The organism is Vibrio orientalis CIP 102891 = ATCC 33934 (genome assembly GCF_000176235.1).
Taxonomy (GTDB): Bacteria; Pseudomonadota; Gammaproteobacteria; order Enterobacterales; family Vibrionaceae; genus Vibrio; species Vibrio orientalis.
Genome location: NZ_ACZV01000004.1, coordinates 423984 through 438240, shown reverse-complemented (window position 1 = coordinate 438240; position 14257 = coordinate 423984). Strand labels below are relative to the sequence as shown.

Here is a 14257-nt window from a genome sequence, read left to right as displayed (position 1 = left end):
ATCGCATAATATAAGATAACTAATATATTAATAATTCAATTACTTGGGAAAGTATAGAAGCCCTTAGCGGTTTCTGTGAAGCAAATTAGCCAATGCTTATGCACCCGACGAATTTTTAGCCAGATTTACACCCCATTAACGGAATGCTATGCTGAGTTCATTATTATTCAATGGATATTGATATGATTCAATCGAACGGGTTGTTTGAGTTTGGTCAGATTGAGCTAAATGAGCGCTTGGCGATGCTCTCTTTAAGTGGTGAAACGCACCATCAGTGGAAGTCGCAGCTGCCTTATAATGTCGAGCAGCAGCTACGCTCAGAGATATATCCTGACTTACTTCGTCATTTTGATAATAGTGACACCATCAGCCAAGTACTTGGGCACTTTGCCGTTCATCAGGCAATGGAGCAGTATTTCGATATTCTGTTTAATCAAAAGCTGGATCAGAATTATATCGATAGTATTTCGGACTATGCGCTTAAGCTTGCTAACCAACACGTTACCCTTAGCCTGTTCTCTATCATTGCCTTTGAGTTCAAACGTTTAATTCTCAATCGATATCGCGATTATATTCAATGCCCTGCAGCAATCGACATTCTAAATCGACGCCTACAGTTAGATATCATGCTGGTTATCGACTGTTTACATCATAAAGACCTTGAAGACGTTAAGCGCTACGCAACATTGATGGAGGTTAAGGACAGCTTGACCGATCTCTATACTTATTCAACCTTTGTCGATGAAGTCGATAGAATTGTTGCCCACTGTCAAAGAACGCAATCTTCCGCGCTGTTAGTTAAGGTCAATGTAAAAGAGTTGGATCTCATTAATCAGCAACACGGCTATTCGACGGGTAATCGTGTTTTACAAACCTTTGCTGTAGCGACTCAAGAGTTTATCCGTAAATCCGATCTATTGGCGCGTGGCGAAGATGATAACTTCTTCCTAATCATGCCTGATACGTGTAACGATGAAGCGCGAGTGATCTGCGAGCGCCTGATTGAAAACTTTGAGCGCAACATCGACATTGCAGCAACCTTAAGGTTTGGTGCTGTCGCATACGACCCCGACCAGAATACATCCCTTGAGCAGCTACTATGCTTGGCTGATGAACATTTAAATTTTGCCAGAGACCGCTCTAAGATCACCGATCAACATGAGTTTAGTGTCTACTTCCCACACTCCAATAATGTTGTCCGTCTCATCAAATAAAAAAGCCAGCAAACTTGCTGGCTTCCTTTTAAATCATTTCTTTTGCAATCAAGTGTAATAGATAGGTTTCACGCTCAATGCTCATGCCTTTCTTTTCACTCTTAGCGATAGTTTGTTCATTGTGCGCAATGGCTTCGTGGATGTTCATCCAAACCGCTTTCATGCCATTTTTAATTTCATAATCTTCATAGTTAGTTTCACCCAACTCACGATCTATTTTGCATGTGTAGCAGTAAGAGATCATGTGCATCACGTCGGCATCATCTTTGTACCATGGGCGAAATTCTTCGAAGATTCCAAACGGTTTGATGCCATGAATATTCTTGGCTCCGGTTTCTTCTTCTAACTCACGAACCATACCAGCAATCATGTCTTCACCATCGTCTAAACCACCGCCAGGAATGGTGTAATCATGGTAGCGCTCAGTATAGAGCAACAAGATATCCTCACCATCGACAACAATCGCGCGTGCAGCGTTACGCTTAAAGATCACCTTGTCATCTAGGTGTTGAAGGTCTGGGTGTACAGTCGTTTTTAGGTGTCTCATGAAGCAATCTATTGGAAAATTTGTGCGATTCTAACACTAGCCGAGCCACGGATTCCAATCGGATTCACCACTAGATTGCTTGCTTAGAATCCTAAGCCAACTTGAACTTACGTATCATGTTGACCAGATTGTCAGACACCGACCTCAGCTCTCGTCCAGAACTTGCCATTTGTGACGACTCGCCGGACACAGACGAAGCCATATCACTTAAGCTCACCACATTGCGGTTAATATCATTGACCGTCACCGTTTGCTGTTCGGCGGCTGTGGCAATATGCTGTGCCATCTCTTGAATAGTGCGGACTTCTTGGTCAATTTGCGTCAGCGTCTCACCTGCTTGGCTAGATAGCTCTGCCGCTTGGTAAGCTTTACTTGCTCCTTGGTTCATCACAACAACCACATTTTCAGCCCCAACTTGGAGTCTTTCAACAATGCTTTGGATCTCTAATGTCGACTCTTGAGTACGTTGAGACAAAGTGCGTACCTCATCCGCGACTACCGCAAAACCTCGTCCTTGCTCACCGGCACGTGCCGCTTCAATTGCCGCGTTTAAAGCCAACAAGTTAGTTTGTTCAGCGACGCCACGAATCACCTCCAATACGGTATCGACATTACGCGCATCGGTTGCCAGTTGCTGAACCGCTTCACTCGCAGCGCCAATCTGTTCAGATAGCTGATTCGCCTCATCGACATTTTTTTGGATGATATTGCGGCTATTTTGCGTCTCTTTCGCAGCGAGACAGCTGGCATCGTTCGCTTCAGTGGTTCTTCCTGCGACCTCTTCAACGGTTGCAAGCATTTCTGTCATCGCCGTTGCTAGCATATCAACGTCCGCTTGCTGCTGATTCAAACTGTCGTCAATGTGATGGACTGAGTTGGATAGCTGCACTGCAGACGACGATACTTGAGCGCCTGCATCGTTAATATTGAGCATAATAGACTGGATTGATGCAACAAACTGATTGAAATAACGCGACAGGTAAATAAGCTCTTTACTGCCCTCTTCTGGCAGCCTTTGCGTTAAATCCCCTTCGCCTTGAGCCAGCACTTTCATCGCTTTAAGGGTTCGTTTGAGGGGGGATGTGATCGTCTTGATGAAATAAGCCACCACGAGAGATAGAATCAGCAGAATACCTACGGCATAGCTAAGTGAGGTGATTTCCGATTTTTGAGTTACCGTCTGTAACGCATCCATATTCATGCCCGAACCAACCATCCAGCCCCAAGGTTCGAACATCTCTGCATAACTGGTTTTAGGATCCTGAGTCTCTTTATCTGGATTTCTCCAATAGTAATCGACGAAACCACCGCCGCTTTGTGCAGTCTGATAGAGTTTCTGCACAAAGTGCTGACCATTGCTGTCCTGCAAATTCATTATGTTGGTACCAAGCAGAGAAAGAACGCCTGTTGAAAGCTGATAACCCTCTCTATCACCAACAAAGATATAGTTATCACCATCAAAACGCATAGCCGTTATGGTCTCTAATGCTCTCGCTTGTGCAACCGCTTCTGACAGGGCACCACTTTCACTCTGCTGGTGAAAATACTTGATAACCCCTAATGCACTTTCAACCATGGTTTCTACACCACGTTCGTAGTTCTCGCGCATGTGCTGACGAGAAGCATCGATATTGAGAAAAGTATTTGTCAGCAGACTGATCGCAAACAGTCCAAGAATTGACCATGCCCTCGCAGCAATGGAGACTTCTTTCAGTTTTGTTATCAACATAATTATTTACCCTAGCCAAAATTATAGTTAATGACCGTTCTTGAAAACCCTATTTAATAAGCGGTTACATATGAACGATATAGATTTTCTAATAATTTCAACGTAGCAGTAATTTTTATGCTTTGTGTAACATTGATATGAAATTAGTAATACTTAAGAGGTACTAATAAAATAGTCATCTCAAGTATTTGAAATTTGCCTTATGTATGCAACTTCATCAACATAATATGCTGTGGGCCAGCCGCTCCACCTAAATAACATTCTTTAGTGTCATGGAAGCCATTTTTAACATAGCACTGATAAGCAGTCGCATTTTTGCAATTAACGGTAAGGTAAATGGAATGATGGCTGGGGTAATGCTGAACAAGATAATCTCGCAACTGACTCATCACTTTGCCACCATAACCTTGGCCTTGCTGGCGCTGATCGATCAGAAATGCTCGAAAGCCTAAACTGCCACTTTCAGCAAATTCGTACGACTGCGGATAAAGCATATCAATGAGGAATATGCCAATTACCTGTTCGTCGTTAAGCACAATATGTGGATGCGTATTTTCGTCGGCATTAATCAAAACTTCATCGATAGTACCTACGTATGGCAACTGTTGTTCTGCGACCGATAATTTAGCCACATCTTCAAGTAATGGCGTTAATTTAACCATGTCTGTGATTCAACCATATTAAAAATATCATTCAATATAGATCAGAGGGTTACCTCATTCCAAACCTTAAAATAGCCCTTGATAATTCATGGTTTATTTTTGTCTGAATTAAGTATTCAATAAAGGGATTACTCTCCCCGCTATCTTTGAGAGGTTTATATGATAGATGTCGCGGTATTCAGTTCTAAATCTTATGATGAAGTTTCTTTTTCAAAAATTAATCAAACTCATGGTTTCAATCTCCATTTTCACGAATTTCAGCTAAACAAAAAAACAGCGAAGATGGCTCATGACTGCCCTGTCGTCTGTGCTTTTGTTAATGATGATCTGTCAAAAGAGGTACTAGAAGCTCTGTCGGAGCAAGGTGTGAAGCTCATTGCCATGCGTTGCGCAGGATTTGATCGTGTTGATTTAGACGCAGCAAAAGTACTGGGTATACAAGTCGTGCGTGTCCCAGCCTATTCACCAGAGTCAGTGGCTGAGCATACGGTTGGCCTAATGATGAGCCTCAACCGTCGATTCCATAAGGCCTACCAGCGTACAAGAGATGCCAACTTTAACCTTGAAGGTCTAGTTGGTTTTAACTTCTACGGCAAAACCGCCGGTGTTATCGGGACGGGTAAGATCGGTATTGCTACGATGCGTATCCTTAAGGGGTTGGGGATGAACATTCTTTGTCATGACCCGTATGAAAATCCTCTAGCAATAGAAATGGGCGCAATGTACTGCTCTAAAGATGAGCTGTTCCAGCAGAGTGATATTATTACCCTGCATTGCCCAATGTTTAAGGAAAACTATCACTTACTTGATGAGGCGGCTTTCAATCAAATGAAAGATGGTGTGATGATCGTTAACACCAGTCGCGGTGGGTTACTAGACTCTGCCGCTGCGGTAGAAGCACTCAAGAAAGGTCGTATTGGCGCGCTCGGACTTGATGTTTACGAGCACGAAAAAGAGCTATTTTTCCAAGATAAATCGAATGACGTTATTGTTGATGATGTTTTCCGTCGCCTATCAGCTTGTCATAACGTTCTATTCACTGGTCACCAAGCGTTCTTGACCAATGAAGCCTTAGGTAACATTGCAGAAACCACACTGACAAATATTGAGGCGTTCGCCAATAACCAAGCTTCCGGTAACGAAATCATCGAGTTTTAAGCTCACTCAATAAAAAGAGCCCCTTGATAGGGGCTCTTTTCGTTTCTCACTATTTTCTTAACGCATTAAGTTTAGCCTGGGCGATACCGTAAATGGTATCGATTGGGTAACTGCCTTCTTCACTCGGCGTACCTGCTGGCTTACCAGTAAACAATTCAATTGCTTCTGTCACATGGTCAATCGCCCAGATATTGAACTCCCCTTTCTCTACCGCCTTAACGATATCAGGACGCAACATAAGGTTGTGCATGTTCGAGCGTGGAATAATAACCCCTTGATTGTCATTGCGCCCTTTAATGCCACAAACGTCAAAGAAGCCTTCTATCTTCTCATTCACCCCACCGATTGGCTGCGATTCACCAAACTGGTTCATTGAGCCTGTTATCGCAATGTCTTGGCGGTTTGGCTGTTTTGAAAAAGCAGACACTACGGCACAGAACTCGGCCATACTCGCACTGTCACCATCCACGCCGCCATAGGATTGCTCGAAAGTGATTGTCGTACTGAGAGGAACCTTGGCTGTTTTACCAAATACTGATGACAAATAAGCGCTGAGGATCATCACCCCTTTGGAGTGAATACTACCGCCAAGATCCACACTACGTTCAATATCGATAACCTCACCGTCCCCGTAACAAGTCGTAGCAGTAATTCGGTTTGGTGCACCAAACATATATTCACTGGTACTCAATACAGACAATGCATTGACCTGACCAATCGCCTCACCATGGGTATGAATAAGCGTTGTTCCATTAACAAAGCCCTCCATTACACTGTCTTTCAAACGACTGACACGCATTTCTTGATTAGACAGTGCCTCTTCAACATGGCTTAAACGAATCATGTTCGAATTAGCTTGCCGTGCAACGTAATTTGACTCACGTAATAAATTGGCAATATGAGCTGAGTGTAATGAAATCTTGTTTTGATCACCCGCCAAGCGCGAACTATGTTCAATGATGCGCGCAATCGCCTTACGGTCACAGTGAAGCATATTATTGTCATTTACGACGCTAGAGATGAACTTAGCGTATTGCAGCTCGGAATCGGCATCACGCTTCATTTCATCTTCGAAATCCGCCGTTACTCTAAACAGTTCACTAAACTCTGGATCATAGTGCTGAAGAAGTTGGTACGTTCGGTAATCGCCAAATAGGATGATTTTCACATCCAGCGGTATTGCTTCAGGATCTAACGAAACTGTCCCTGTTAACGTGAGCTCTTTTTCAAGTGAAGTAAAGCTAAGCTGCCTTGCTCTTAACGCTCGCTTAAGCCCATCCCATACGTAAGGTTGTTCGAGTACCTTCTGCGCATCCATTAATAGCACACCGCCGTTGGCCTTGTGTAGGCTGCCCGGACGGATTAATGAGAAGTCAGTAAATACCGTACCTTTGAAGGTCGCCGTTTCAATGTAGCCGAAAAGAGTGTGGTAGTTCGGATTCTCTTCAACCACAATAGGAAAATCTTCATCTTTACGGCTTACTAAAACGTTAACCTTGTAGCGGCGTGGCAATTTCTTATCGAGAGATGCCGTAGCTGCTTCACCTTGCTCCGCGCTTTGTTCCAAGAAGATATCGGCATTTTCGACAATGTCCGCTTGCAGCTCGGTGAGGTAGGTTTTAATCGCTGGATAACCAGAGTAATCCTTCTTCAACTGTTTAATGAAGTGCGTGATAACGTCTAACGTCACATCATCATTCAGCTTTTTGATCTTCTCGCTGTAGGTCTCTTCCCATTCCGTCAGTTGTCTAACCATGGTTCGTAGCTGAACCTCAAGATCATCAATCGCCGTGCCGAAGTCCTCTTGCTCTTTTTTACTCAGCTCATCAAACGTCTCTTCGCTGTGCAGATCTTCCCCATTCATCGCGACAAATTGATAATCACCCTGGCTAGTAATCGTTAAGCTAATACCTTTAGATTTCGCATCTTTAGTGATAACCGCAAGTTCAGCTTCTTGCTTAGTTGCCAATTGATTTTTTAATTTATCAGCGCGGCTAAAATAGAGCTCGTTATCGAACGCAAGCGGCATTGCATTGACCAATTTTGACATCAGCTTTTCAATATCTTGCTTGAGCTTACTGCCTACACCACAAGGCAGTTTTAGTACTCTTGGCGTACGAATATCTTCAAAGTTCGCCACGTAACACCAGTCAAACAGTTCAGTAGCATCGTGTTGATGACGGTTAAGGTATCGGAGGATCATCGTCCGTTTACCTAAGCCATTTTGGCCAATCGCGTAAATGTTGTAGCCTTTCTCTTTAATCGACATAGCAAACTCGACTGCTTTTTGAGCCCGCTCCTGTCCGACAATCTCGTCGATAGGCGGTAACTCTTTTGTCGACTTGCTTTCTAGTTTTTCTAGTTCAGCTGGTAGGTATAGCTGACTGGCTTCAAGTCTTTGAATTGTCATCACTCTATCCTTGTATTGAATACTCTATAAGGACTAGTTTAGGCCAGATTTGGTTATATTTTAGTGACTTACAGCCAATTCATGTTTAAGTGCTTACTTTTTGTTCATTCGCGGACAAATTTTAACAAATTAAATGATAACCATTTGCATTGGTTAATGAATTGCATTTAAATATAGCCATGATTCGTTAGCGGAGTATATGGATATGGATTTGCAACAGTGCTGGACACACTATCTCAAAGCAGAGCAACTATTAGAGCAAGGTCATTGGCCTGAAGCTCACTACCTGTATGACCAAGTACTAAACCATCTTCCTACTCACCTGCAACACGCGGTAACGGACGAGAATACCAAGCCGTGCCAATTTAGCTGCCTTGTAACAGGACTGCGTGATGCGGCGATCTCACAATCTGAAATCCTAAATAAGATGGGCCAGCATCAACAAGCGTTCGATCTGCTCAATCAAACCTATGCTCAACTTCAGTTTATATCCATCGAAACGTTCGATTTGGTCAATGCTACACAGCACATCATCCACAAGCAGTGCGAAGACCTATTGACCCACATGGGCGCGTTTTGCAGTGCTCAGCGCAGCGCACAATGGATGCTTGAGTTTGAAGGCGTACAAAAGGCCCACCACTATTTTACAACGCTAAAGCAATACAACGCTGTTATGGAACAGCCGCACATAATAAATTAATAAGGAAATATCATGTCACAGACGACCATTTTATCGGTTAAAAACCTATCGGTGAGCTTTACCACCAATGATGGTATTGTCGACGCAGTCAAGGATGTCAGTTTCGATCTATTTCAGGGCGAAACCCTCGCAATCGTTGGAGAGTCAGGCAGCGGTAAGTCCGTCTCAACCAATGCGTTGATGCAACTTTTGCCGAACAACGCTCTGATCCACTCTCAATCTCATATTGAATTCGAAAACAAATCATTACTCGACCTGTCTGAAAAAGAGATGCAGTCCATCCGCGGCGACCGTATCGGAATGATTTTTCAAGAGCCAATGACGTCGTTAAACCCATTTATGCGCGTAGGTATTCAGGTTGCAGAAGCAATTATGTGCCATCGCAGTGTGAACCGCTCACAAGCAAAAGCGAAAGTGCTGGAGCTGTTCGATCTCGTTCATTTGCCAAACCCGCAGCAAGCTTACACCAAGTACCCACACGAGTTTTCTGGCGGTCAGCTACAGCGTATTATGATCGCTATGGCTCTTATCAATGAACCTGACATACTCATTGCTGATGAACCAACGACCGCTCTAGACGTGACTGTACAGGCTGAAGTGCTTAACCTGATCAAAGAGATTCAGGCCAAAATGGGCATGTCGATTTTATTCATCACTCACGATTTAGGGGTAGTAAAGCACCTAGCTGATCGAGTCATCGTAATGTGTCAAGGTGATGTGGTCGAGCAGGGAGAGTGTGACGCTTTGTTTGCTAACCCGCAGCATGAATACACCCAAATGCTGATTAACTCGATACCAAAAGGCAGCAAAGATCCGATTTCAGAGCATGCACCTGCCTTACTTCAAGCTGATGATATCCGAGTTAAATTCCTTATTAAATCTCACTTTCTACCAAGCAAGAATCAATATTTTGAGGCTGTTAAAGGTATCTCTTTGGAGCTAAAGCAAGGGGAAACATTAGGTATTGTTGGAGAGTCAGGTTCTGGTAAGTCAACGCTTGGTCGTGCGCTGATTGGGTTACTTCCTTCAACAGGTCGCATCCAATTTAGAGGGCAAGATCTCGCGAATCTCACTGATAAGCAGCGTTTTGAACTCAAAAAAGATGTTCAAATGGTGTTCCAAGATCCATACGGTTCGTTGTCTCCACGCATGACGGTCGGTGACATTATTACCGAGGCTCTAACGGTCCACCAGCCGCAGTTAACCCGCCAACAACGTATGGCTCGCGCACGTAAAGCGTTGGAAGAAGTGAGGCTCGACCCACATTCTATTAACCGTTATCCGCACGAGTTTTCCGGAGGGCAGAGACAGCGAATTGCCATCGCCCGCGCACTTATTCTCGAGCCTTCGTTCATTTTGCTTGATGAACCAACATCGGCACTTGATCGTTCGGTTCAGTTAACGGTTATCGACCTACTAAAAGATATCCAAAAGAAGCATAACATTGGTTTCTTGTTTATCAGTCACGACCTGAGCGTAGTCAAAGCGCTGTCTGATCGGGTTCTGGTTATGCAGAAAGGTGAAGTAATGGAACAAGGCACCGCCGATGAGATCTTTCATAGTCCGCAAAGCGATTATACCAAGAGACTGATTGCCGCTTCCTTCGATTTGGATGAAGAAACCGAAGCAGCTTAGGTCAACCTAACCTAAACTTAATAAGTTCGGTTTGGCCGCCGACTTAATGCCGGTGCAAGGAAGCATCGGCATTTTTTCATTATTGGGCCTTTAAAAGTAATGTGAGATAGCCAAATAGCGTGTTCGAATATGTTCAATCAGTAACTTTACTTTGTTTGGCGGCTGACGAGTAAATGGATAAACCGCATATATTCCCAATCGCTTACCAACTTGTTCTGGAAACAGGTCCACCAACTGTCCATTGCGAATATCATGATAGACCAAACAACGTGGAACGTAGGCAACGCCATGTCCCCCCAATGCGGCTTTTCTCAAAGCTGTCGCGTTATCAGTCGAAAACGAGCCCGACACTTTAACGATATAGTTGCCCTGCTCTGCTTTGAACTCCCACTCGCTGGCCCCCGTCGTTTGATAAGCATATTGAAGGCAATTGTGTAAGGTGAGATCTTGCGGATCGTTAGGTTTGCTGTTTCGTGCAATGTAGGCAGGAGAGGCACATACCACCCATTGCGAATCGAGTATATGCCGAGCGATCAAACTGGAGTCTTCTAGATAGCCAGTTCGGATAACGAGATCAAATCCACCCTCAACCAAATCAACAAAGCGATTATCGAGCGACATATCGACCGATAAACCGGGATGAAGGTTACAAAACTCTGCAACTGCGTCAGCAAGGATCAAATCACCGGAAATAGAAGGCACGGACATTTTGATATGACCGCTAACATTTTCGCCAAAGCCTGAAACTGCATCCATAGCCTCCTGAGTGGCTTGCTTCACAGTTTTGGCGCCTTGGGTGAGCGCCTTACCTGCCTCGGTCAACGTCAATTTACGCGTTGTTCGATATAATAGCTGAACACCTATCTCCTCTTCGAGTCTGGCAATTCTTTTGCTAACTACCGAATTTGTAAGGCTATTTGCTTCAGCCACCTTACTAAAGCTGCCCATTTCAACCACTTGAGAAAATAGTATTAGGTCATCTGCACGCATTGATTATGTCACTTTTGGAACTAATTATTTTCATTATTTCCCTATATCCACAAAAAATAAAGAGGTAAATTCACCTCCAATTAACAAACACGTCACAAATATAAATTCTAAGAAACTCTACAGAGTTCAGCCTACAGAATGTAAAGGACATACTAATGAGTGAAACAATACTTGCCCTAGTGGCTTTCTCGCCAATCGTGGTGGCAGCCATACTCCTTGTCGGCCTTAACTGGCCAGCCAAAAAAGCCATGCCTGTCGCTTTTGGACTAACCGTTGTCATCGCCCTATTCGCTTGGGACATGTCGACGACTCGTGTCATCGCCTCAATTTTTCAAGGCTTAGGTATCACCATTTCGGTCCTTTGGATTGTGTTCGGTGCGATTTTCCTACTCAACACACTCAAACACACCGGAGCTATCTCCACGATTAGAAATGGATTCACCAACATTTCTCCAGACCGTCGTGTTCAAGCCATCATCATTGCCTGGTGTTTTGGTTCGTTCATCGAAGGAGCCTCTGGTTTTGGTACGCCAGCAGCGATTGCCGCGCCACTACTCGTCGCTATTGGTTTCCCTGCGCTTGCGGCTGTTCTAATGGGTATGATGATCCAATCAACGCCTGTGTCATTTGGCGCAGTGGGTACACCTATCATTGTTGGGGTCAACAAAGGTCTGGATACGCACAATATAGGGGAGACGCTCATTGCTAACGGTTCAAGCTGGGACGCTTACTTACAACAAATTACCTCAAGTGTCGCTCTAATCCATGCCTGCGTTGGCACATTGATCCCTGTACTAATGGCGATGATGCTAACTCGCTTTTTTGGCAAAAATAAGAGTTGGACTGAAGGGCTAGATATCTTGCCATTCGCCCTCTTTGCTGGCCTTGCGTTTACCATCCCTTACGCATTAACTGGCGTGTTGCTTGGCGCTGAATTCCCATCATTGATTGGTGGATTAGTTGGCCTTGCTATCGTCGTATCCGCTGCTAAACGTGGTTTCCTTGTACCGAAATCAACATGGGACTTCGAAGACGAAAACAAATGGCCAGCCGAGTGGTTAGGTTCGCTTAAGATTGAACTGGATGATAACAAATCTAAACCAATGAACATGGTATTAGCTTGGTTCCCTTATGTCTTACTTGCTGTGGTTTTGGTCGCTAGCCGTGTCAGCGCTGAGTTTAAGGCCGCTCTGCGTAGCGTGAGCCTCTCTTTTGGTAACATCCTTGGTGAAGCTGGTATCAGTACCGCTATTCAACCCTTATACCTGCCGGGTGGCATCTTAGTCTTCGTCGCTCTTATCGCTGTGTTACTTCAATCACGTAGTGTTACGCCTTTAGCAAAAGCATTTGGTGAATCAAGCAAAACACTCATCGGCGCTGGCTTTGTATTGGTGTTCACCATTCCAATGGTGCGTATCTTTATCAACTCAGGTATCAATGGCGCAGAACTAGCAAGTATGCCTGTCACTACAGCGAATTTTGCTGCCGGACTTGTTGGTGATGCCTTCCCTGCACTAAGTGCCACTGTAGGTGCGCTGGGCGCTTTCATTGCGGGTTCAAACACCGTATCCAACATGATGTTTAGTCAGTTCCAGTTTGAAGTGGCTCAAACGTTAACAATTTCAAGCGCTGTCGTCGTTGCTCTGCAAGCGGTTGGCGCTGCTGCCGGCAACATGATTGCTATTCACAACGTCGTAGCGGCATCAGCAACGGTTGGCCTATTAGGTCGTGAAGGCGCGACGCTAAGAAAAACCATTATTCCAACCATGTACTACTTAATAGTAACCGGTGCGATTGGCCTATTCGCCATTTACGGCCTACAAATTACCGATGCACTAATGAAATAAAGACTTCAATTTGAGGCGTTATTACTTTTCCCCCTGACAATAGACGAGTAACTGCGCAAGCAATTACGACACATGAGTAGTAACGCCTCTTCTTTATCGAGAAGACCCTGAAAGCCTCCATAGAGAGGTGACAGTTAACGATTGATAGGACTGACATATGATTATCTCTGCCTCTACAGATTACCGAGCGGCTGCAAAAGCTAAGCTACCACCCTTTCTTTTTCACTACATAGACGGCGGCTCATACGGCGAACATACGCTGCGAAAAAATACCGAAGACCTTGCAGATATCGCGCTTAAGCAACGCGTCCTAAATAACATGGAAGATCTTAGCCTCGAAACGGAAGTCTTTGGTGAGAAACTTTCAATGCCAATCGCGTTAGCACCTGTTGGTCTTACTGGGATGTATGCTCGCCGCGGTGAGGTTCAAGCCGCTAAAGCTGCTGAAAACAAGGGTATTCCTTTTACCATGTCGACGGTGTCTGTCTGTCCAATCGAAGAGGTTGCGCCAGCGATTGAACGCCCGATGTGGTTCCAACTCTATGTGCTAAAAGATCGCGGCTTCATGAAAAACGTTTTAGAGCGAGCAAAAGCCGCTGGAGTGACTACGCTGGTCTTTACTGTCGATATGCCAGTACCAGGCGCACGCTATCGCGACATGCATTCAGGAATGAGTGGGCCGAATGCGGCTGCACGTCGTGTATTTCAGGCGATGCGCCACCCAAGCTGGGCAGTGGATGTCGGGCTAATGGGCAAGCCCCATGACCTTGGCAATATTTCTACTTACCGCGGTGAACCGACCAAGCTTGAAGATTACATCGGCTGGCTGGGTGACAACTTCGACCCTTCTATTTGTTGGAAAGATCTAGAGTGGATTCGCGACTTTTGGGACGGTCCTATGGTCATCAAAGGCATCTTAGATGAGCAAGATGCTAAAGATGCGGTCTCTTTTGGTGCAGATGGCATCGTCGTTTCCAACCACGGTGGTCGCCAGCTAGACGGGGTACTGTCAACCGCGAAAGCGCTCCCCTCGATTGCTGACGCAGTAAAAGGTGACTTAAAAATATTCGTCGATTCAGGCATCAGAACCGGCCTTGATGTAGTGCGTATGCTTGCACTTGGCGCTGACTGTACTCTACTTGGTCGATCCTTCATTTATGCACTGGCTGCTCAAGGTCAAACTGGTGTTGAGAACCTGCTCGATCTGTATGAGAAAGAGATGCGCGTCGCAATGACATTGACCGGCGCTAAAAGTATCAAAGACTTAAACAGCGATTCACTGGTCAAAATTAAGTAAATTCAGAAGGTGTCACAGCAAACACATTGAAACTGTGACACTTTTTCATCTACTGGATAAATAAAAAA

Annotated in this window: 11 protein-coding genes; 6 read left to right on the top strand and 5 right to left on the bottom strand. The window is 44.7% G+C overall.

From position 1 onward, the window contains the following. Nucleotides 1–182 precede the first annotated feature (182 nt). Nucleotides 183–1214: a GGDEF domain-containing protein gene (locus tag VIA_RS05490; RefSeq protein WP_004411570.1), complete on the top strand. Its 1032-nt coding sequence runs from the start codon at nt 183–185 to the stop codon at nt 1212–1214. A 28-nt stretch (nt 1215–1242) separates the two neighbouring features. On the opposite strand, the gene VIA_RS05485 is transcribed toward VIA_RS05490, so the two are convergent. The 3 genes from VIA_RS05485 to VIA_RS05475 form a co-directional block, all read right to left on the bottom strand. Continuing rightward, nucleotides 1243–1761 (bottom strand): NUDIX hydrolase, encoded by a 519-nt coding sequence (locus tag VIA_RS05485; protein ID WP_004411569.1) that lies wholly within the window; start codon nt 1759–1761, stop codon nt 1243–1245. Nucleotides 1762–1852: 91 nt separating this feature from the next. After that, complete coding sequence (locus VIA_RS05480) at nt 1853–3490, bottom strand: methyl-accepting chemotaxis protein (RefSeq protein WP_004411568.1); 1638 nt, start codon at nt 3488–3490, stop codon at nt 1853–1855. Between the two features lie 200 nt (nt 3491–3690). Further along, a complete protein-coding gene (locus VIA_RS05475; RefSeq protein ID WP_004411567.1) occupies nt 3691–4152 on the bottom strand; it encodes a GNAT family N-acetyltransferase in 462 nt (153 codons plus the stop codon). Nucleotides 4153–4311: 159 nt separating this feature from the next. On the opposite strand from VIA_RS05475, the gene VIA_RS05470 reads away from it, so the two are divergent. After that, entirely contained in the window at nt 4312–5310 is a 999-nt protein-coding gene (locus VIA_RS05470) for a 2-hydroxyacid dehydrogenase (RefSeq protein ID WP_004411566.1), read from the top strand. A 49-nt stretch (nt 5311–5359) separates the two neighbouring features. Here the strand turns inward: VIA_RS05470 and VIA_RS05465 are convergent, their stop codons facing one another. Continuing rightward, nucleotides 5360–7720 carry a Lon protease family protein gene (locus VIA_RS05465; protein WP_004411565.1) on the bottom strand — a complete coding sequence of 787 codons (2361 nt, stop codon included), beginning with the start codon at nt 7718–7720 and terminating at the stop codon, nt 5360–5362. Nucleotides 7721–7925: 205 nt separating this feature from the next. Here VIA_RS05465 and VIA_RS05460 point away from each other — a divergent pair, with 205 nt between their 5' ends. Then, nucleotides 7926–8420: a hypothetical protein gene (locus VIA_RS05460; RefSeq protein WP_004417781.1), complete on the top strand. Its 495-nt coding sequence runs from the start codon at nt 7926–7928 to the stop codon at nt 8418–8420. Between the two features lie 12 nt (nt 8421–8432). Continuing rightward, entirely contained in the window at nt 8433–10055 is a 1623-nt protein-coding gene (locus VIA_RS05455) for an ABC transporter ATP-binding protein (RefSeq protein WP_004411563.1), read from the top strand. A 90-nt stretch (nt 10056–10145) separates the two neighbouring features. On the opposite strand, the gene VIA_RS05450 is transcribed toward VIA_RS05455, so the two are convergent. After that, on the bottom strand, nt 10146–11045 hold the full coding sequence (locus tag VIA_RS05450; protein WP_004411562.1) for a LysR family transcriptional regulator: 900 nt from the start codon (nt 11043–11045) through the stop codon (nt 10146–10148). Between the two features lie 155 nt (nt 11046–11200). On the opposite strand from VIA_RS05450, the gene VIA_RS05445 reads away from it, so the two are divergent. Both VIA_RS05445 and lldD read left to right on the top strand, forming a co-directional pair. Continuing rightward, nucleotides 11201–12892 carry an L-lactate permease gene (locus VIA_RS05445; protein WP_004411561.1) on the top strand — a complete coding sequence of 564 codons (1692 nt, stop codon included), beginning with the start codon at nt 11201–11203 and terminating at the stop codon, nt 12890–12892. 157 nt (nt 12893–13049) lie between these two features. Then, the gene (lldD, locus tag VIA_RS05440; protein ID WP_004411560.1) at nt 13050–14189 is read left to right on the top strand and encodes an FMN-dependent L-lactate dehydrogenase LldD; all 1140 of its coding nucleotides are present in this window, start codon (nt 13050–13052) and stop codon (nt 14187–14189) included. Nucleotides 14190–14257 lie beyond the last annotated feature (68 nt).

Bases quoted from the DNA above. Each gene is read 5' to 3' on its own strand.
- lldD (WP_004411560.1), top strand. From the start codon at position 13,050: ATGATTATCTCTGCCTCTACAGATTACCGAGCGGCTGCAAAAGCTAAG.
- VIA_RS05450 (WP_004411562.1), bottom strand. From the start codon at position 11,045: ATGCGTGCAGATGACCTAATACTATTTTCTCAAGTGGTTGAAATGGGC.
- VIA_RS05480 (WP_004411568.1), bottom strand. From the start codon at position 3,490: ATGTTGATAACAAAACTGAAAGAAGTCTCCATTGCTGCGAGGGCATGG.
- VIA_RS05445 (WP_004411561.1), top strand. From the start codon at position 11,201: ATGAGTGAAACAATACTTGCCCTAGTGGCTTTCTCGCCAATCGTGGTG.
- VIA_RS05460 (WP_004417781.1), top strand. From the start codon at position 7,926: ATGGATTTGCAACAGTGCTGGACACACTATCTCAAAGCAGAGCAACTA.
- VIA_RS05485 (WP_004411569.1), bottom strand. From the start codon at position 1,761: ATGAGACACCTAAAAACGACTGTACACCCAGACCTTCAACACCTAGAT.
- VIA_RS05475 (WP_004411567.1), bottom strand. From the start codon at position 4,152: ATGGTTAAATTAACGCCATTACTTGAAGATGTGGCTAAATTATCGGTC.
- VIA_RS05465 (WP_004411565.1), bottom strand. From the start codon at position 7,720: ATGACAATTCAAAGACTTGAAGCCAGTCAGCTATACCTACCAGCTGAA.
- VIA_RS05470 (WP_004411566.1), top strand. From the start codon at position 4,312: ATGATAGATGTCGCGGTATTCAGTTCTAAATCTTATGATGAAGTTTCT.
- VIA_RS05455 (WP_004411563.1), top strand. From the start codon at position 8,433: ATGTCACAGACGACCATTTTATCGGTTAAAAACCTATCGGTGAGCTTT.
- VIA_RS05490 (WP_004411570.1), top strand. From the start codon at position 183: ATGATTCAATCGAACGGGTTGTTTGAGTTTGGTCAGATTGAGCTAAAT.